This is a genomic window from Caulobacter sp. (assembly GCF_049283275.1).
In the GTDB taxonomy this organism is placed as follows: Bacteria; Pseudomonadota; Alphaproteobacteria; order Caulobacterales; family Caulobacteraceae; genus Caulobacter.
In genome coordinates this window covers 1-17,671 of sequence record NZ_JBAPVS010000198.1, presented here as the reverse complement: position 1 = coordinate 17,671, position 17,671 = coordinate 1, and the positions used below count along the sequence as shown (strand labels likewise).

The window sequence follows — 17,671 nt, the reverse complement described above, 5'->3', positions numbered from 1 at the left end:
ACGACTATCCGGCTCCCGCGCCCGCTGTTGGGGAGGCTCCGCGATGAGCCTGGCCAATCTCGCTCCCGGCGGCGCGCCCGCGGCCTGGCGCTGGCTGATCGAACGGGTCTGGCGGCTGGAGCACGCTTTCGAGCGCTCACGCGCCGCCGCGCGTCCGCAAGACGACACCCGTATCCGCATCTTCTTCGTCATGGCCATTTTCGGCCTGGCCTTCACGGTCCTGGCTCTGGGCGCGACCTGGTCGGCGGTGTTCTCCAAGGTGGGCGGCAACGGCTACCTGGCCTCGACCGAAGGCGCGCGGGGCGACCTGGTCGATCGCAACGGCGCGCTGCTGGCCGTCGACCTGACCCACTACGCGCTCTACATCAACCCCAAGGACGTCTGGGACGCCAAGGCCACCCGTGTCGCCCTGGGCAAGGCCCTGCCGGACGTGCCGGCCAAGCGCCTGGATCAGGCGGTGTTCTCCGACCGTCGCAGCTTCGTGGTCGGCGGCATGACCCCGGCGCAGAAGGCCGCGATCTTCGACCTGGGCCTGCCGGGCGTCGAGTTCGAGGAACAGGCCCGCCGGGTCTATCCGCTGGGCTCCAGCGCCGCCCACTTCATCGGCTTCGTCGACAAGGGCGGCAAGGGGCTGTCCGGCGCCGAGAAGGCGCTGGACAAGTCGGTGCTGGAGGCCGCCGCCAAGGGGCCGGACGGCGCGATCCCGCTGTCGATCGACCTGCGCGTCCAGGCCGCCCTGGAAGACGAGGTCCGCAAGGCCGCGATCGAATTCCAGGCCAAGGACGCCGTCGGCATCGTGACCAACATCCATACCGGGGAGATCCTCGGCATGACCAGCTTCCCGGACTACGATCCCAACCGTCTGAACCAGGCGTCCGCCGAGCAGATGACCAACCACGCCGCAGCTTCGGTCTATGAGATGGGCTCGACGTTCAAGGCCTTCACCGTGGCGATCGGCCTGGACACCGGAGCCGCGACCCTGGCCTCGACGTTCGACGCGCGCGAGCCCTTCCAGCTGGGCTACCGGACGATCCACGACTACCACGCCGCGCGAAAGATCCTGACCCTGGTCGAAGTGTTCCAGCACTCGTCCAATATCGGCACCGCCATGCTGGCCGAGCGGATCGGCGGCGAGCGCCTGAGCCGCTATTTCAACGCCCTGGGCCTGACCAAGCCGGCCAAGGTCGAGCTGCTGGAATCGGCTCGCCCGTTGACCCCGAAGAAGTGGGACGACGACGCAGTGGCCTCCACCTCGTTCGGCCACGGCATCAACGTTTCGCCTCTGGCCCTGGCCCAGGCGATGGGCGCGCTGCTGAACGGCGGCACGTTGCAACCTTTGACCATCCACAAGATGGCCCAGGGCGTGCGCCCCGAAGCGCCCCGCGCGGTCTCCGAAGAGACCTCGCAGCAGATGCTGCAGATCATGCGCGCCAATGTCACCGGCGGCAGCGGCAAGTCGGCCAACATCCCGGGCCTGTCGGTCGGCGGCAAGACCGGCACCGGCGAGAAGTACGATCCGGCCATCCGGGGCTATAACCACCAGCGCCAGGTCTCGTCGTTCGCGGCGGTGTTCCCGACCGAGGGGGCGCTTGAGGCCGACCGTTACTTCGTGCTGATCCTGCTGGACGAGCCGAAGGGCAACGCCAAGACCTTCGGTTTCTCGACCGGCGGCTGGGTGGCCGCGCCGGCCGCCGGCCGGGTCATCGACCGCGTCGCTCCGTTCCTCGGCGTTCGCCGGCAGAGCGACATCTTCACCGTGGCCGCGCAGCCGCAAGCCGCTCAGGAGGCGGGACTTTGAGCAAGACCCTTTCACAGATCCTGAACCGGCCCTGCCAGGTCGATCCCGTGATCACCGGGGTCACCGCCGACAGCCGCAAGGTGCGTGAGGGCTTCCTGTTCGCGGCCCTGCCGGGCAGCAAGGTCGACGGCCGCGAGTTCATTCCGGGCGCGATCGCCTCGGGCGCCGCCGCCGTCCTGGCGCCGGACGATGTCGAGGGGCTGTCGGTTCCGACGGTCCACGCCGGCGACCTGCGCCGCGCCTACGCCCTGGCCGCCGCCCAGTTCTGGGCCGAGCAGCCGGCGACCTGCATCGCGGTGACCGGCACCAACGGCAAGACCTCGGTCGCCGGCTTCGCCCGCCAGATCTACGCCCGGCTCGGCCATAAGGCCGCCAGCATGGGCACCCTGGGCGTCGTGGTCAGCGCGCCGGGCGTTCCGGACCAGCAACTGACCCCGCCGGGCCTGACCACGCCCGACGCCGCCGACGTCGCCGAGATGATGGCAAAGCTGGCCCAGATGGGCGTCACCCACCTAGCCGTCGAGGCCTCGTCGCACGGCATCGACCAACGCCGCCTGGACGGCGTGCGATTGGCCGCCGCCGGCTTCACCAACTTCACCCAGGACCACCTGGACTATCACGGCACCATGGGCTGCTACCGCGCGGCCAAGCTGCGGTTGTTCGAGACCCTGCTGCCGCGCGCCCGCACCGCCGTGCTGAACGCCGACAGCGAGGCCTTCCCGGTCTTCGCCTCGGCCGCCGTCACCTCGGGCCAGACCATCCTGTCGGTCGGCCACGACGGGCAGGGGCTGAAGCTCGTCTCGCGCACACCGGTGCCGCAAGGCCAGCGCCTGAAGATCGCCGCCCAGGACCGCGAGTTCGACGTGCTGCTGCCTCTGGCGGGCGACTTCCAGGCCTCCAACGTGCTGGTCGCGGCGGGTCTGGTTCTGGCCACGGGCGAGGACCTGGAGGCGACCATCGCCGCCCTTGAGCATCTGGAAGGCGCGGCCGGCCGGCTGCAGCGGGTCGGGACCGGCGCGCGCGGCGGCGAAGCCTATGTCGACTACGCCCACACGCCCGACGGCCTGGAGACGGTGCTGGCCGCCCTGCGCCCCCACACGCGGGGCAAGCTGATCGTGGTGTTCGGCGCCGGCGGCGACCGCGATCGCGGCAAGCGTCCCCTGATGGGCGAGATCGCCGCGCGCCTGGCCGACGTGGCCATCGTCACCGACGACAATCCCCGCTCCGAGGAGCCCGCCTCGATCCGCGCCGCCATCCTGGCCGCCGCGCCGGGCGCCAAGGAATACGGCGACCGCCGCGAGGCCATCCGGGCCGCCGCGTCCCTGCTGACGGACGGCGACGTGCTGGTGGTGGCCGGCAAGGGCCACGAGCAGGGCCAACTGGTGGCCGGGGTGAACCATCCGTTCGACGACGTGACCGAGACCGCTCAGGCGCTGGAGGGGGTTCATGTCTGAGACCGCCAAGGTTCTTCCGCTGTGGACCGCCCACGAGGTCGCCGCTGCGACCCGCGGTCAGGCGATCGGCGACTTCGAGGCCACCGGCGTGTCGATCGACAGCCGCAGCCTGGAGCCCGGTGACCTGTTCGTCGCCCTGACCGGCGCGCGCGACGGCCATGAGTTCGTGGTCCAGACCATCGATCGCGGCGCGGCCGGAGCCTTGGTCTCCAAGCCGGTGGCCGTTCCCGCCGTGCTGGTCGACGACACCTTCCTGGCGCTGGAGCGCCTGGGCGTCGCCGCCCGCGAGCGCGCGCCTCAGGCCCGCCGCGGCGCGGTGACCGGTTCGGTCGGCAAGACCAGCGTCACCCGCGCCGTCGAGGCCGGCCTGCGCCGCGCCGGCAAGGCCCACGCCTCGGTCAAGTCGTACAACAACCATATCGGCGTGCCCCTGACCCTGGCCCGCATGCCGCGCGACACCCAGCGCGCAGTGTTCGAGGTCGGCATGAACCACGCCGACGAGATCACCCCGCTCTCCGACTTCATCCGGCCCCACGCCGTGGCGATCACCACCGTGGGTCCGGTGCACCTGGAGAACTTCGCCGACGGCGAGGAGGGCGTCGCCCGCGCCAAGGCCGAAATCTTCTCGGGCCTCGAGCCGAACGGCGTGGCCGTGCTCAACGCTGACAATCCGTGGTTTCCGCTGCTGAAGGCCGAGGCCGAGAAGGCCGGCGCCGAGGTCTGGAGTTTCGGCACGGGCGAGGGCCTGACCGCTCAGTTGACCGCCTTCGTCGCCGGTCCGAACGGCGCGACCGTCACCACCGTGTTGCGTGGCGAAACCCTCCACTTCCCGATCCTGCAGACCGGCGTGCATTGGGGCCTCAACAGCCTGTGCGTGCTGCTGATGCTGGAGGCCCTGGACGTCGACCGCGAGACCGCCCTGGCGGCCCTGGCCGAGTTCGAACCGATCGAGGGGCGCGGCGCAGAGCGCGTGATCAGCATCCCCGGCGGGACCTTCACCCTGGTCGACGAGAGCTATAACGCCAACCCCGTCTCGATGCAGGCCGCCCTGACCACCCTGGGCGCCCGCGAGGTGGCCGGCCGGCGCATCGTCGTCCTGACCGACATGCTGGAGCTGGGCCCCCGGAGCGCCCGTTTCCATGGGGACCTGGCCACGCCGATCGCCGCCGCCGACATCGACCTGGTGTTCTGCGCCGGTCCGTTAATGAAATCTTTATGGGAAGCGCTTTCGCCGACTCGGCGGGGCGGCTACGCCGAGAACGCCGCCGAACTCGCGCCCCAGGTCGTTTCGGCGATGCGGGCGGGGGACGTGGTGATGGTGAAGGGATCGAACGGGTCGAAAGCGGGGGTCGTGGCCGCCGCGCTGGGCGCGCTCGACCTCCAAGGACAAGGCTGATGCTGTATTTCCTCTACGAATGGCTGTCGCGCGGCGGGCATGAGCATGTCCCGGTCCTGAACCTCCTGAAATATCTGACCTTCCGCACCGGCATGTCGATGCTGACGGCCTACATCGTCGCCGTGGCCATGGGCTCGCGCTTCATCCGCTGGATGAAGGCCAAGCAGGGCAAGGGCCAGCCGATCCGCACCGACGGCATCGCCCGTCACGTCATCGAAAAAGCCGGCACGCCCACCATGGGCGGCTTCATGATCCTGGCGGGCTTGTTCGTCGGCTCCCTGCTGTTCGCCGACCTCGGGAACGTCCACGTCTGGGTGGTGCTGGGCATCACCGCCGCCTTCGGCGTGCTGGGCTTCATGGACGACTACGCCAAGGTCACCAAGCAGACGACCGCCGGGCTCTCCAGCGGCCAGAAGCTGATCGCCCAGTTCGTCATCTCGATCCTGGCCGCCGTGGCGCTGATCCTTTTCGCGCCCAAGTCGGAAATGACCCCGGGTCTGGAGACCTCGCTGGTTTTCCCGATCCTGAAGAACCTGGTGATCAATCTGGGTTGGTTCTACGTGGCCTTCGCCGCCATCACGATCGCAGGCTTCTCCAACGCCGTGAACCTGACCGACGGGCTGGACGGCCTGGCCATCGTGCCGGTGATGTTCGCCGCCTCGACCTTCGGCCTGATCGCCTACCTGGTGGGCAACTACAAGTTCGCCGGCTATCTGAACCTGCACTTCGTGCCCAGCGTCGGCGAGCTGGCCGTGGTCTGCGGCGCGATCATCGGCGGGGGCATGGGCTTTCTCTGGTACAACGCCCCGCCGGCCAAGATCTTCATGGGCGACACCGGTTCGCTGGCCCTGGGCGGAGCCTTGGGCTCGATCGCCGTCTGCGCCAAGCACGAGCTGGTGCTGGGCATCGTCGGCGGCCTGTTCGTGGCCGAGGCGCTCTCCGTGATGATCCAGGTCGCCTACTTCAAGAAGACCGGCAAGCGGGTTTTCCTGATGGCGCCGATCCACCATCATTTCGAGAAACTCGGCTGGGCCGAGAGCACCGTCGTCGTCCGTTTCTGGATCGTGTCGATGATGCTCAGCTTCGTCGGCCTCGCCACCCTGAAGCTGCGATAGGAGAGGGCGCGTCATGATCCCCGTCCGCGGTTTCGAGGGCAAGACCGTCGCCGTGTTCGGCCTTGGCCGGACAGGGCTGACGGCCGCGCGCGCGCTGATCGCCGGCGGGGCCAAGGTGGCGCTGTGGGACGAAAAGCCCGAAAGCCGCCAGGCCGCCGTGGCCGAGGGCCTGAACGTCGTCGACCTGACGACCGCCGACTGGAGCCAGTTCGCGGCCCTGATGCTGTCGCCGGGCGTGCCGCTGACCCATCCCAAGCCGCACTGGACGGTCGGCAAGGCCAAGGCGGCCGGGGTCGAGATCCTGGGCGACATCGAGCTGTTCGCCCGCACGGTGAACGCCGCGCCCGACCACAAGAAGCCCAAGATCATCGCCATCACCGGCACCAACGGCAAGTCGACCACGACCGCCCTGATCGGCCATCTGTGCCGCCAGGCCGGGCGCGACACCCGGGTGGGCGGCAATATTGGCGAGGGCGTGCTGGGCCTGGAGGATATGCACGGCGGAGCCGTGTATGTGCTTGAACTCTCGTCCTACCAGTTGGACCTGACCTCGAGCCTCAAGCCCGACGCCGTGGTGCTGCTGAACATCTCGCCCGACCACTTGGACCGTCACGGCGGCATGGACGGCTACATCGCCGCCAAGCGTCGGATCTTCCTGAACCAGGGCAAGGGGGACACCGCGATCATCGGCGTGGACGATCCTTGGTGCCAGCAGATCTGCACCGAGATCACCGCCGCCAACCGCCGCACGATCTGGCCGATCAGCGCCGGCAAGGCCATGGGCCGAGGCGTCTACGCCCTGCAGGGCGTGCTGTACGACGCCACGGGCGAGCGGGTGACCGAGATGGTCGATCTGCTGCGCGCCCGCAGCTTGCCGGGCCGCCACAACTGGCAGAACGCCGCAGCCGCCTACGCCGCCGCCCGCGCCCTGGGCATTCCGCCGCATCAGGCCGTGGACGGCCTGATGAGCTTCCCGGGCCTGGCCCACCGGATGGAGACGGTCGGCAAGCTGGGCAAGGTCCGCTTCGTCAACGACAGCAAGGCCACCAACGCCGACGCCGCCCGCCAGGCGATGTCCAGCTATCCGAAAATCTACTGGATCGCCGGCGGCGTGGCCAAGGCCGGCGGCATCGACGACCTGGCCGACCTGTTCCCGCGCGTCGTCACGGCCTATCTGATCGGCCAGGCGGCCGAGGACTTCGGCAAGACCCTGGAGGGCAAGGCCCCGGTGCGCCAGTGCGGCGACATCGAGACCGCCGTCGCCGCCGCCTATGCCGACGCCGCCGCCTCGGGCGAGGAGGCCATCGTCCTGCTGTCGCCGGCCTGCGCCTCGTTCGACCAGTTCGCCGACTTCGAGCAGCGGGGCGAGGCGTTCCGCGCGGCGGTCAACGGGCTGGGCGCGGCCCCGTCGGCCTCGGCTGCGAAAAGGGCCTAGTTCTCGGCGGCTAACGCTTGCCCCCTACGGGTCGCTGCGCGACCGTCTTCCCCCACAGGGGGAAGAGGAGCCCCACGCGCGGCCTCCGCCCCCTATGGGGGCGGACAGACCGCGAAGCGGTCAGGTGGGGGCAAGCCATTCACCGCTCCAATTAGAAACGCCACAACAACACTCGCTTAACCCTAAAATCCGACTCTCCGGCCATGACGTTCCAGACCACCCACGCGTTTGCCCGCACCGACCGTTCGCGGCTCGGCGTCTGGTGGTGGACGACGGATCGTTGGCTCCTGGGCGCCACGGCGCTGCTGGTCACCCTGGGCGTGTTGCTGTCCTTCGCCTCCAGCCCGGCGGCCGCCGCGCGGATGCATATCGACGACCAGTTCCATTTCGCCCTGCGCCAGTGCGTGTTCGGCCTGGGCGCGGCCGTCATCGTGCTGTCGGTGTCGATGCTCAGTCCCAAGGGCGTCCGGCGCTGGGCCTTCTTCATCTATCTCGGCGCCATCGGGGTGATGGCGGCCCTGCCGTTCATCGGCCACAGCGCCAAGGGCGCGGCCCGCTGGTTGCTGATCGGCGGTTTCACCTTCCAGCCCTCGGAATTCATGAAGCCGGCCCTGATCGTGCTGGTGTCCTGGATGTTCGCCGAGGGCCAGAAGGGCGAGGGCGTCCCTGGCGTGTCGATCGCCTTCGTCCTGTATTTCATCGCCGTGGCCCTGCTGTTGGTTCAGCCGGACGTCGGCCAGACCGTGTTGATCACCATCGCCTTCGGGGCCGCCTTCTGGATGGCGGGGGTGCCGATCTCGTGGATCATGGGCCTGGGCGCCGTCGCGGTCGGCGGGCTGATGTCGACCTATTTCCTGTTCGACCACGTCCATGCCCGGGTCCAGAAGTTCCTCAGCCCCGACCAGGCCGACACCCACCAGATCACCCGCGCCGCCGAGGCCATCCACGCCGGCGGCCTGTTCGGGCGCGGCCCGGGCGAGGGGGTGATGAAGCGCCACGTGCCCGACCTGCACACCGATTTCATCTATTCGGTCGCCGCCGAGGAATACGGCCTGGTGTTCTCCCTGGCGCTGATCACCGTGTTCGCCTTCATCGTGGTGCGCGGGCTCTACAAGGCCATGAAGCTGACCGACACCTTCGAGCAGGTGGCCGCGGCCGGCCTGTTCGTGCTGGTGGGCCAGCAGGCCTTCATCAATGTGGCCGTGAACCTCAACATGATCCCGACCAAGGGCATGACCCTGCCCTTCATCAGCTATGGCGGCTCGTCGATGCTGGCCATGGGGCTGACCCTGGGCATGGCCTTGGCGTTGACGCGCAAGCGTCCGGGGGCCTATGGCGGAGCCGGAGAGTTCGATCAGGCCGGAGGCCTGGATTGAGCGCTTCCTGGAGGCCAGCCTTGCCGCAGTCCGCCTTGCCCGTCATTCGCTCGCGTAATGGAGCCGCTCCCCCTATGAGCCAAAAAGCATGAGCAAGCTGGCAGTCGTCGCCGCCGGGGGCACCGGCGGGCATCTGTTTCCCGCCCAGGCCCTGGCCGAAGCCCTGGCCGCGCGCGGCTGGCGCATCGTGCTGGCCACCGACGAGCGCGGCGCGCTGTACGCCGACAAGTTCCCGGCCGAGGAACGCCTGGCCCTGTCCGCCGCCACCGCCAAGTCCGGCGACATCGTCGGCATGATCAAGGCCGGCTTCACGGTCTGGCAGGGCGTGAACCAGGCCAAGGCGGCCTTCAAGCGGCTCGACCCGGCCGTGGTCGTCGGCTTCGGCGGCTATCCCGCCCTCCCGGCCCTGCTGGCCGCCGTGGGCCAGAAGCGCCCCACCGTGATCCACGAGCAGAACGCGGTGCTGGGGCGCGTGAACCGCTATCTGGCCCCCAAGGTCAATGAAGTGGCCTGCGCCTTCCCGATCCTGGAGCTGGCCAAGCCGGCCGTGAAGGCCCGCGCCCATGTGGTGGGCAATCCGGTGCGGCCCGCGATCCGGGCGCTCTACGACGTGCCCTACCTGCCGCCGGAGGTGCAGCTGCGCATCCTGGTCACCGGCGGCAGCCAGGGCGCGCGTCTGCTGTCGGAGCTGATCCCCGAGGCCGTCGCCCGGCTGCCCGAGGACCTGCGCAGCCGCCTGAAGGTGTTCCAGCAGGCCCGCCCCGAAAGCATGGAAGGCGCCCGCAAGGTCTATCGCAACGCCATGGTCGAGTGCGAGGTCGCGCCGTTTTTCCGCGACATGGCCGGCTATCTGCGCCAGGCCCATCTGGTGATCGGCCGCTCCGGCGCCTCGACCTGCACCGAGCTGGCCGTGGCCGGCCGCCCGTCGATCCTGATCCCGCTGAAGATCGCCGCCGACGACCACCAGCGCTTCAACGCCCGCCAGCTGGAAGAGGCGGGCGCGGCCGCCATCTGCCTCGAGGACGAACTGACCGTCGACGCCATGGCCGGCGCCCTGAACGCCCTGCTCAAGGACCCCGAACGCCTGGCCCGCATGGCGGCGGGCGCGCGCAAGGTGGCGGTTCCGGACGCGGCGGAGAAGCTGGCGGATCTGGTGGAGAAGACGGCGGGGTAGCGCGACCAGGTTGCTGATTTGTTCTTGTTCCGTTAGGGTTGAATCCGACCACTGGAGCAGGGCGATGCGGCCGCCATTCAGCTATGTGAAATGGCCACATGGGCGGCGGGTGATCGGCCCAAGGTCTATCCCTTATCTGGACGCGGCAGGCGACCGCCATGACGCTTCGGTCCGCATCCGAATTGGGGCGCGGCAGTATTGGGCGCACGACGACGGCGACGTAGTCGACAACCTGTTGGGCCGAGCTTGGGCCGAGATTGACGGTTGGCGTTGGGCTCACACCTTCGTCGCCAGCGACGATATTCACCTGCTGCGCAACTGTATGTGGCTGACGGGGGTCTGGATGATCCGCACCGCCCACGACCACGGCTTGACCCTGTTGCCTGATAGCGCGACGCCCGTGACTGAATGGACCCAGCTCTATGCGGCAGGCATATGATCCCGGCGGCCACGGATCTAGTGCTGGGTCCGCGCGCCATCTCCTACGGCGAGCCTTCGGGCGAGGATGACGAAACCGATGAAGGCTCCGTCCTGATGACCTTGCGCTCGGTCGAGGCTGGAGACGTGATCGGCTGGGCCAATATCGAACTCGACGGCCAGAGCGCTCGCCTCGACACCCGCGGTCCCGACGAGCTCCAGGTGACCTACGAGTTGATCCTCCTCTCGGGCGCCTGGCTGATTGAGACGGCCAAAGCGCGGGGGATCACCCTGTTCGCCTGGGGCCTGAAGCCGGCGGAGACGCCGATGGACATATTCGAGCTGTGACGGATTGTCGAAGGAACGACCGCCTCGGTCAGGTGCGATAACCCTGGGTTTCACGACTAGGGAGACGGAAATCCACACGATCTGCACCAAACATCCCGTTTCACCCCGCCGCCAAATCGTCTAATCGGGCTGGATGATCCAGCGTCGACGCCCCGTACCCTTCGAACTCGGCCCCGTGCACTTCATCGGCATCGGCGGCATCGGCATGTCCGGCATCGCCGAGATCATGATCCGCATCGGCTACACCGTGCAGGGCAGCGACGCCAAGGCCAGCGCCAATACCGAGCGACTGGAAAAGCTGGGCGCGCGGATCTTCATCGGCCAGGACGCGGCCAATGTCGAAGGCGCCTCGGCCATCGTCTATTCCACCGCCATCAAGGCCGACAATGTCGAGATGGCCGCCGGCCGCGACAAGCGCCTGCCGCTGGTCCGCCGCGCCGAGATGCTGGCCGAACTGATGCGGCTTCAGTTCTCCGTGGCCGTGGGCGGCACGCACGGCAAGACCACAACCACCTCGATGGTCGCGGCCTTGCTGGACGCCGGCGCCCTGGACCCCACCGTGGTCAACGGCGGGATCATCAACGCCTACGGCACCAACGCCAAGGTCGGCGAGGGCGACTGGATCGTGGTCGAGGCCGACGAGAGCGACGGCAGCTTCCTGAAGCTGAAGTCCACCGTGGCCATCGTCACCAATATCGACGCCGAGCACCTGGACCACTGGGGCGACTTCGACGCGGTCAAGAAGGGCTTCCAGGACTTCATCGAGAACATCCCGTTCTACGGCTTCGCGGCGGTCTGCACCGACCACCCGGAAGTCCAGGCCCTGACCTCGCGAATCGAGAACCGTCGCCTGGTCACCTATGGGACCAACCCGCAGGCCGAGGTCCGGGTCAGCAACATCGAGATGGGCCCCGAGGGCGCCAAGTTCGACATTCTCATCTCGCCGCTGTCGGGCGATCTCGTGCTGTACGAGGGCCTGAAGATGCCGATGGCCGGCCACCACAACGTGCTCAACGCCACCGCCGCCGTGGCCGTGGCCCGCGAGCTGGGCGTCGACGCCAAGGCCATCCGCGCAGGCCTGGCCGGCTTCGGCGGGGTCAAGCGCCGCTTCACCACCACGGGCGTGGCCAACGGCATCCGCATCGTCGACGACTACGGCCACCACCCCGTCGAGATCGCCGCCGTGCTGAAGGCCGCCCGCGCGGTCTCGACCGGCAAGGTGATCGCCGTGGTCCAGCCGCACCGCTTCACCCGTCTGCGCGACCTGATGACCGAGTTCAGCAGCTGCTTCAACGACGCCGACACCGTGATCGTCGCCGATGTCTACACGGCCGGCGAACAGCCGATCGAGGGCGTCGACCGCGACCACCTGGTCGAAGGCCTCAAGAAGTTCGGCCACCGCCGCGCCCTGGCCCTGGAAAGCCCCGCCGCCCTGCCGGCCCTGATCGCCGCCGAGGCGCAGGCGGGGGATCTGGTGGTGCTGCTGGGCGCGGGGGACATCACGAACTGGTCCTACGCCCTGCCGGGTCAGTTGGAAGCGCTGGCGAAGTGAGCTGGAAGGCGTCGCTCCCCGCCGTCCGCGGCAAGCTGCTGATCGACGAGACCCTGGCGCCGTTCACCTGGTTCCGGGTCGGCGGTCCGGCCGATGTGGTCTTTCTGCCGGCCGACGAGCAGGACCTGGCTGACTTCCTCAAGGCCCTGGAGCCGGCCGTACCGGTGCTGGCCATCGGGGTGGGCTCCAACCTGCTGGTCCGCGACGGCGGCGTCGACGGCGTGGTGATCCGGCTGGGCAAGGGCTTCAACACGGTCGAGGCCCTGGGCGGCAACCGCATCAAGGCCGGCAGCGCCGTGCCCGACGCCATCCTGGCCCGCAAGGCCGCCGAGGCGGGCATCGCCGGACTTGAGTTCTACGCCGGCATCCCCGGCGCCGTCGGCGGCGCGACGATCATGAACGCCGGGTGCTATGGCTCGGAGACCGCCAACATCCTGGTCTCGGCCCGGGTCATGGACCGCCAGGGGCATGTGCGCGAGCTGCCGGCGGCCGACCTGCACTTCACCTACCGCCACAGCGCCCTGCAGGACGCCGGCCTGATCGTGCTGGACGCGATTTTCGAAGGTCTTCCCGACGACCCCGCCGCGATCAAGGCCCGCATGGCCGAGATCACCTCCCGCCGCGAGACCACCCAGCCGATCCGCGAGAAGACCGGCGGCTCGACGTTCAAGAACCCGCCGGGTCACTCGTCCTGGAAGCTGGTCGACGAGGCCGGCTGGCGGGGCAAGCCCTATGGTGGGGCGATGTTTTCGCCCTTGCACAGCAATTTCCTGATCAACACCGGCGAGGCCACCGCGGCCGACCTGGAAGGCCTGGGCGACACCGTCCGCGCCGACGTGCTGGCCAAGACCGGGGTGCAGCTGGATTGGGAGATCAAGCGCATCGGGCGAGCGGGGTAGGCCACGGCCGGGGACATGCGCTTGCGCGTGTCCCCAAGTCCAGGCTCGGCGCCCCTGGATGCGGCTGGGGACACGCACAAGTGCATGTCCCCGTCTCAGCTCCAAAGGTTACCGATAGTTCATCCGGTTGTTGCCTATTCCCGGTCCTGAGCGGTGCTATGAGAACGACCCAAACGAGGGAGTCTCCATGCGCCTGTTCCGCACTCTGCTGACCGCCGCCGCCGCCACCGCCCTGATGGCCGGCGCGGCCTACGCCCAAGACGCCAAGACCGCCGAAGCCTTGCGCGACAAGGCTTTGCTGGATCGCACGGCCTGGGACGTCACCGAGGACCTGACCACCAATATCGGCCCGCGCCTGGTCGGCTCGCCCGCCATGGCCCGCGCCAAGGATTGGGGCGTGGCCAAGTTCAAGGCCCTGGGCTTCACCAACATCAAGGTCGAGGAATTTTCCAAGCCGTCGTGGACGCGCGGCGAGGAGAGCGCCGAACTGGTCGCCCCGTACCCCATGAAGCTGACCATTGTCGGCCTGGGCCGCACCGTGCCGACCGGCCCGAATGGGGTCGAGGCCGAGGTCGCGCTGTTCAAGACCTACGCCGAGCTGATCGCCGCGCCGGAAAGCGCCGTGAAGGGCAAGATCGTGGTCATCACCCAGCCGATGGTCCGCGCCCAGGACGGCGCCGGCTACGGCGTGGCCGGCATCTCGCGGCGCTCGGGTCCGGTCGAGGCCGCCAAGCGCGGCGCGGTCGGCATACTGATCCGCTCGATCTCGACCTCGGACTCCACCGTGCCGCACACCGGCGTCACCGCCTTCGGTGAGCAGGTCGCCACCATCCCCGCCGCCGCCCTGGGCGTGCCGGAAGCCGAACAACTGGAGCGCCTGGCCGCCAAGGGCCCGCTGCGCATCAAGCTGAAGCTGGACTCCAGCGTCGACCCCAAGGACGTGGCCTGGAACATTTCGGGCGAGATCAAGGGCTCGGAGAAGCCCGACGAGGTGATCGTCATCGGCGGCCACCTGGACAGCTGGGACGTCGGCACCGGCGCCCTGGACGACGCCACGGGCATCGCCATCACCACGGCCGCGGCCAAGCTGATCGGCGACCTGCCCAAGCACCCCAAGCGCACCATCCGCGTGGTGATGTTCGGCTCGGAAGAGAGCGGCGGCTCGTCGGAAGCCTATCTGGCCGCCCACAAGGACGAACTGCCCAAGATCGTCCTGGCCGGCGAAAGCGACAGCGGCGCTGACCGCATCTACAGCCTGCAGATCCCCAAGGGTTCGGCCGCCCATCCGGCCATGCAGACCGCCGTGCGCGTCATCACCCCGCTGAAGATCTATCTGGACCGCAACCCGCCGGCCCACGCCGGCGCCGACATCGAGGGCCTGGAAGAGTCGGGCGTGCCGGTGATCGCCCTGAACCAGGACGCCAGCCGTTACTTCGACTACCACCACACCATGGACGACACCCTCAACAAGGTGCGTCCCGATGAGCTGGCCCAGAACGTCGCGGCCTGGACAGCCTTCGTCTATCTGGTGGCCGATAGCGACATCGACTTCCGCGCCCTGAGCGCGGCGGCGCCGGCCGCGCCGGCGCACTAGGGCCAAACTCTGCCGCCTTCACCCTCTCCCTCTGGGAGAGGGTTTCTTTTTTGGCTGCACCGGAAATCCGACGCGCATCCCTCCCGCCTCCACATCGCCCCGCTACCGCTGCGGTCCATGACCCCAGCCCGTCCTCTCGCCAGCCAACACATCGTCGTCCTGCTCGGCGGCCCATCGGCCGAGCGTGAGGTCAGTCTGGCCACCGGCGCGGCCTACGCAGACGCTCTGGAGCGGCTGGGCGCGCGGGTCAGCCGGGTCGATCCCGGTCCCGACATCGCCCAGGTCCTGACCGCGCTGAACCCCGACGTGGTCTGCAACGGCCTGCACGGCCGCTGGGGCGAGGACGGCTGCGTGCAGGGCGTGCTGGAGACGCTGGGCGTCGCCTACACCCACTCCGGGGTGCTGGCCTCGGCCCTGGCCATGGACAAGGCCAAGTCCAAGGCGGTGCTGGCGGCGGCCGGGATCGTCGTGCCCGGCGGGGGCCTGTTCAGCAGGCGCGACGTCGCCCGCGACCATGTGATGCGGCCGCCCTATGTGGTGAAGCCCAACGCCGAGGGATCGTCGGTCGGCGTGTTCATCGTGCCGCAAGACGCCAACGCCCCGCCGCGCGACCTGGCCGCGCCGGGGTGGGCCTTTGGCGAGCAGGTGCTGGTCGAACCGTTCATTCCGGGTGTGGAGCTTTCAGTAGCGGTCCTGGGCCAGGCGACGGGGCCCAGGGCTCTGGCGGTCACCGAAATCCGCTCGTCCACAGGTTTTTATGACTACGACGCCAAGTACTCGGAAGGGGGCTCGATCCACATCCTTCCGGCCCCGATTCCCGACGCCGTAAGGGATAGGGCCCTGGACACCGCCAAGCTTGGCCATACAATTCTTGGTTGCCGAGGTGTGACTCGAGTCGACTTCCGTTATGACGACATTAACGACCTTCTGGTCCTCTTAGAGGTCAATACGCAGCCCGGCATGACACCCACCTCGCTCGTTCCAGAGCAGGCGGACCACGCAGGCGTTTCGTTTGATCGTCTCGTGTTTTGGATCGTGGAGGACGCTTATGCCCGCAGGTGTGCGGGGGGGATCGCGAAAGCCAACGCGCCCCCGGGCTGAAGCGCCCGCAAGTCCGAAGGCCCGATCGGCCGCGCGCAATGGCGCGCCGCCGGCTGGGAAACTGCAAGCCGCGCGCGCCGGCGTGGGCGTGTCGCCCCGTCTGGCCCTGACCGTGGCCGGCGGCGCGATGGTCATCGCCCTGGTCGCCACCCTGGCCACCGGCCACCGGATCCAGCGCTTGGGCGAAGCCCTGATGCGCGGCGTCGACGGCGAGTTCGCCGATATGGGCTTCAAGCTGAAGACCGTGCACATCGAGGGCGCCTCGCCGATGGCGAAGGCCGACATCATGAACGCCACGGCCCTGTACCAGGACCAGCCGACCCTGAGCCTGGACCTCGACGCCCTGCGGACCCGGGTCGAGAGCGTGGGCTGGGTCAAGTCCGCCAAGGTCGTGCGCCTGCTGCCCGACACCGTGTTCATCTCCGTCGAGGAGCGCCCGGCCCTGGCCGTCTGGCAGCATTCCGGCGCGATGCGGGTGATCGACGGTGAGGGCCGCATCATCCGCGAGGCCGACGCCGCGCGCTTCCCCCAGCTGCCGCTGGTGGTGGGGCAGGGCGCCGACCAGGCCGCCGGCGCCATCCTGCCGGCCGTCAATGCGCGGCCCCGTCTGCGGGACCGTCTGGAGGCGCTGGTGCGCGTCGACGACCGCCGTTGGGACCTTCGTCTGAAAGATGGTTCGCTGATCCAGCTGCCAGCCATTGACGAAGAGTCCGCGCTGATTCAATTGGATCAACTCGATCAACGACAACGAATCCTCGATCTCGGTTTCGCGCGCATCGATCTGCGCGATCCTGAAATGGTGGCCGTAAGGCCTCGCGACACGGTGACGCCCGGCGGGCAGCCCGTGGCCGACGGGGCCTGATCATGAACTTGTGTGTGAGGTGACCGCAGCAATGTCGCGACTGGATGACCGGAAACAAGCCAGGGAAGGCTTGAAGGCGACGCTCGTGCGTCAGCCGGCGGTCGCGGCCGTCGATCTTGGCGCGTCCAAGGTCACCTGCTTCATCATGAAGGCCGACGGGATCCATCGCGACAACCGCACCCTGACCACGGCCGGCGTTGGCTATGTGCAGTCGCGCGGCGTGCGCGGCGGGGCGATCGTCAATCTGGACGAGGCGGCGCAAGCTATCGCCCAGGCGGTCGAACGCGCCGAGACCGTGGCCGGCGTCAACGTCCAGGGCGTCAGCGTCTGCACCGCCGGCGGCCAGTTGGCCAGCCATCGCGTCCACACCCAGGTTTCGCTGGGCGCCCGGCCGATCGGCGACGGCGACCTGTCGCGCGCCATCGCCTCGGCCCTGGCCCAAGTCCGCATTCCCGGCCGCAAGCCGATCCACCTGCTGCCGATCGCCTGGTCGGTCGACGGCCAGCGCGGCATCCGCGATCCGCGCGCCATGTTCGGCCGCGCGCTGGGGCTGGAGCTGCTGGTCGTCTCGATCAACGAGAACATCTTCCACACCCTGGCCCACTGCGTGGAGCGCGCCCACCTCAGCTTCGAGGGCGTGGTCGCCGCGCCCTTCGCCTCGGCCCTGGCGGCCCTGGAGGAGGACGAGATGGACCTGGGCGCGGTCTGCATCGACATGGGCGGCGGCTCGACCTCGGTGGCGGTGTTCAACAACGGCGCCCTGTGCCACGTCGACAGCCTGGCCGTTGGCGGCGGGCACGTGACCCAAGACATCGCCCGCGGCCTGCAGACCTCGGTCGCCGGCGCCGAGCGCATCAAGACCCTGCACGGCAGCGCCATCGCCTCGGCCAACGAGGACCGTGAGATGATCGAGGCCCCGCCGCGCGGCGACGATCCGGGCGCGGGCCCGGTGATCGCCCCCCGCAGCCTGCTGAAGGGCATCATCCAGCCGCGCGTCGAGGAGACGCTGGAACTGCTGCGCGAGCGCCTGAAGGCTTCGGGCGCGCCCGTCGAGCCCGGCGCCGGCATCGTCCTGACCGGCGGCGCCAGCCAACTGGCCGGCGTGCGCGAAGTGGCCGTTCGGGTCTTCGATCGTCCGGTCCGCCTGGGC

The 17,671-nt window shown here is 68.9% G+C and carries 15 protein-coding genes; all 15 read left to right on the top strand.

Going from position 1 to position 17,671, the window contains the following annotated elements:
* The first annotated feature begins 43 nt into the window (after positions 1 to 43).
* A complete protein-coding gene (locus WAL33_RS10915) occupies positions 44 to 1,798 on the top strand; it encodes a peptidoglycan D,D-transpeptidase FtsI family protein (RefSeq protein ID WP_422181289.1) in 1,755 nt (584 codons plus the stop codon).
* Positions 1,795 to 3,252: a UDP-N-acetylmuramoyl-L-alanyl-D-glutamate--2,6-diaminopimelate ligase gene (locus tag WAL33_RS10910; RefSeq protein ID WP_422181287.1), complete on the top strand. Its 1,458-nt coding sequence runs from the start codon at positions 1,795 to 1,797 to the stop codon at positions 3,250 to 3,252. The genes WAL33_RS10915 and WAL33_RS10910 overlap by 4 nt, the downstream gene beginning before the upstream one ends.
* On the top strand, positions 3,245 to 4,648 hold the full coding sequence (locus WAL33_RS10905; RefSeq protein ID WP_422181285.1) for a UDP-N-acetylmuramoyl-tripeptide--D-alanyl-D-alanine ligase: 1,404 nt from the start codon (positions 3,245 to 3,247) through the stop codon (positions 4,646 to 4,648). The genes WAL33_RS10910 and WAL33_RS10905 overlap by 8 nt, the downstream gene beginning before the upstream one ends.
* Positions 4,648 to 5,763, top strand: coding sequence for a phospho-N-acetylmuramoyl-pentapeptide-transferase (gene mraY / locus WAL33_RS10900; RefSeq protein ID WP_422181283.1), 1,116 nt, complete (start codon positions 4,648 to 4,650; stop codon positions 5,761 to 5,763). Before WAL33_RS10905 ends, mraY begins: the two co-directional genes overlap by 1 nt.
* 13 nt (positions 5,764 to 5,776) lie before the next feature.
* Entirely contained in the window at positions 5,777 to 7,198 is a 1,422-nt protein-coding gene (murD, locus tag WAL33_RS10895; RefSeq protein ID WP_422181281.1) for a UDP-N-acetylmuramoyl-L-alanine--D-glutamate ligase, read from the top strand.
* A gap of 203 nt (positions 7,199 to 7,401) precedes the next feature.
* The gene (gene ftsW / locus WAL33_RS10890; RefSeq protein WP_422181279.1) at positions 7,402 to 8,574 is read left to right on the top strand and encodes a putative lipid II flippase FtsW; all 1,173 of its coding nucleotides are present in this window, start codon (positions 7,402 to 7,404) and stop codon (positions 8,572 to 8,574) included.
* 88 nt (positions 8,575 to 8,662) lie between these two features.
* Entirely contained in the window at positions 8,663 to 9,748 is a 1,086-nt protein-coding gene (gene murG / locus WAL33_RS10885; protein WP_422181277.1) for an undecaprenyldiphospho-muramoylpentapeptide beta-N-acetylglucosaminyltransferase, read from the top strand.
* Between the two features lie 64 nt (positions 9,749 to 9,812).
* Positions 9,813 to 10,187 (top strand): hypothetical protein, encoded by a 375-nt coding sequence (locus WAL33_RS10880; RefSeq protein WP_422181275.1) that lies wholly within the window; start codon positions 9,813 to 9,815, stop codon positions 10,185 to 10,187.
* Complete coding sequence (locus WAL33_RS10875; RefSeq protein WP_422181273.1) at positions 10,184 to 10,513, top strand: hypothetical protein; 330 nt, start codon at positions 10,184 to 10,186, stop codon at positions 10,511 to 10,513. Before WAL33_RS10880 ends, WAL33_RS10875 begins: the two co-directional genes overlap by 4 nt.
* Before the next feature lie 133 nt (positions 10,514 to 10,646).
* Positions 10,647 to 12,065 carry a UDP-N-acetylmuramate--L-alanine ligase gene (gene murC / locus WAL33_RS10870; protein WP_422181271.1) on the top strand — a complete coding sequence of 473 codons (1,419 nt, stop codon included), beginning with the start codon at positions 10,647 to 10,649 and terminating at the stop codon, positions 12,063 to 12,065.
* Positions 12,062 to 12,964 (top strand): UDP-N-acetylmuramate dehydrogenase, encoded by a 903-nt coding sequence (gene murB / locus WAL33_RS10865; RefSeq protein ID WP_422181269.1) that lies wholly within the window; start codon positions 12,062 to 12,064, stop codon positions 12,962 to 12,964. The genes murC and murB overlap by 4 nt, the downstream gene beginning before the upstream one ends.
* 187 nt (positions 12,965 to 13,151) lie before the next feature.
* Positions 13,152 to 14,558 (top strand): M20/M25/M40 family metallo-hydrolase, encoded by a 1,407-nt coding sequence (locus WAL33_RS10860; RefSeq protein ID WP_422181267.1) that lies wholly within the window; start codon positions 13,152 to 13,154, stop codon positions 14,556 to 14,558.
* A gap of 117 nt (positions 14,559 to 14,675) precedes the next feature.
* A complete protein-coding gene (locus tag WAL33_RS10855) occupies positions 14,676 to 15,659 on the top strand; it encodes a D-alanine--D-alanine ligase (protein ID WP_422181265.1) in 984 nt (327 codons plus the stop codon).
* Entirely contained in the window at positions 15,607 to 16,521 is a 915-nt protein-coding gene (locus tag WAL33_RS10850; RefSeq protein ID WP_422181263.1) for a cell division protein FtsQ/DivIB, read from the top strand. Before WAL33_RS10855 ends, WAL33_RS10850 begins: the two co-directional genes overlap by 53 nt.
* 31 nt (positions 16,522 to 16,552) lie before the next feature.
* A partial coding sequence (gene ftsA / locus WAL33_RS10845; RefSeq protein ID WP_422181261.1) for a cell division protein FtsA occupies positions 16,553 to 17,671 on the top strand: 1,119 nt, incomplete at its 3' end.

What these genes read in the sequence shown, in the direction of transcription:
- WAL33_RS10915 (WP_422181289.1), top strand. Translation starts at nt 44, where the DNA reads ATGAGCCTGGCCAATCTCGCTCCCGGCGGCGCGCCCGCGGCCTGGCGC.
- WAL33_RS10905 (WP_422181285.1), top strand. Translation starts at nt 3,245, where the DNA reads ATGTCTGAGACCGCCAAGGTTCTTCCGCTGTGGACCGCCCACGAGGTC.
- mraY (WP_422181283.1), top strand. Translation starts at nt 4,648, where the DNA reads ATGCTGTATTTCCTCTACGAATGGCTGTCGCGCGGCGGGCATGAGCAT.
- murD (WP_422181281.1), top strand. Translation starts at nt 5,777, where the DNA reads ATGATCCCCGTCCGCGGTTTCGAGGGCAAGACCGTCGCCGTGTTCGGC.
- ftsW (WP_422181279.1), top strand. Translation starts at nt 7,402, where the DNA reads ATGACGTTCCAGACCACCCACGCGTTTGCCCGCACCGACCGTTCGCGG.
- murG (WP_422181277.1), top strand. Translation starts at nt 8,663, where the DNA reads ATGAGCAAGCTGGCAGTCGTCGCCGCCGGGGGCACCGGCGGGCATCTG.
- WAL33_RS10880 (WP_422181275.1), top strand. Translation starts at nt 9,813, where the DNA reads ATGCGGCCGCCATTCAGCTATGTGAAATGGCCACATGGGCGGCGGGTG.
- WAL33_RS10875 (WP_422181273.1), top strand. Translation starts at nt 10,184, where the DNA reads ATGATCCCGGCGGCCACGGATCTAGTGCTGGGTCCGCGCGCCATCTCC.
- murC (WP_422181271.1), top strand. Translation starts at nt 10,647, where the DNA reads ATGATCCAGCGTCGACGCCCCGTACCCTTCGAACTCGGCCCCGTGCAC.
- WAL33_RS10860 (WP_422181267.1), top strand. Translation starts at nt 13,152, where the DNA reads ATGCGCCTGTTCCGCACTCTGCTGACCGCCGCCGCCGCCACCGCCCTG.
- WAL33_RS10855 (WP_422181265.1), top strand. Translation starts at nt 14,676, where the DNA reads ATGACCCCAGCCCGTCCTCTCGCCAGCCAACACATCGTCGTCCTGCTC.
- WAL33_RS10850 (WP_422181263.1), top strand. Translation starts at nt 15,607, where the DNA reads ATGCCCGCAGGTGTGCGGGGGGGATCGCGAAAGCCAACGCGCCCCCGG.